Origin of the sequence: Polaribacter sp. BAL334 (genome assembly GCF_015767435.1) — a bacterium.
GTDB lineage: Bacteria > Bacteroidota > Bacteroidia > Flavobacteriales > Flavobacteriaceae > Polaribacter.
Window position 1 is genome coordinate 1 of the sequence record NZ_JADWOV010000145.1, and the last position, 817, is coordinate 817.

Below are 817 nucleotides of genomic sequence, written 5' to 3' on the forward strand. Positions count from 1 at the left end.
GCACTACAAAACCTGTTTTTATATATCAAGGTATAGGTGGTTCTTCAACACAGGCAAATCAGGATTTATTTTTTGTTCCACCTCTAAGCTGTGAAAATGAAGGGAATGTTGACAACATTGCATTTATTGATCAAGTAGACAACTCAGGAGAAACTTTTGAGGGTGGAATTACTATTGTTACCAATGTAGATGCAAGTGTTGCAATCAATGGAGTTGATATTAGTAATATCAATAACGTTCAAGGTCCCCTCAATGTAACTGGTAACGCAAACTATGTTACTTATAAAGTACTTGGACTTACTGAAAATATTAGTGTCAGTAGTGATAAAGAGTTATATTGTGCATATTTTAACCGCAATGGGGCTGCAACTACAGGTGCATTTTACTCAGGTTTTCCCTCATCTCCAGAAATTTCGTTTGAACCTATAGTTGCGAGTTTAGGAAATTGCCTACCTAACGTTACCCTAAAAATATCAAATGATACAGGTTTATTTGATTATATATGGGAATATTTTAATGAATTAACTGCAACTTGGGAACAACGAGGCAATAAAAATCAATCCTATAAACCAATAATTTCAGAACCAGGAAAATATAGATTAATCGCCACTATAAAATGTACAAAGACTGTTTTACCACCTTTTGAAGTGCCAGTTAGCCTCTGTCCTGATGATTTTGATGGAGATTTAATTATCGATAATTTAGATATTGATATAGACAATGATGGCATTTTGAACATTGACGAATCTAAAGGTGATGCCAACCTGAATCTTTCTAACACAACCAATCCAATTATTGTTTTTAATGACAATACTAC

General features: G+C 33.7%; 1 pseudogene. It reads left to right on the top strand.

From position 1 onward, the window contains the following. Nucleotides 1-817: pseudogene (locus tag IU405_RS00760) on the top strand (gliding motility protein); the annotation flags it as partial.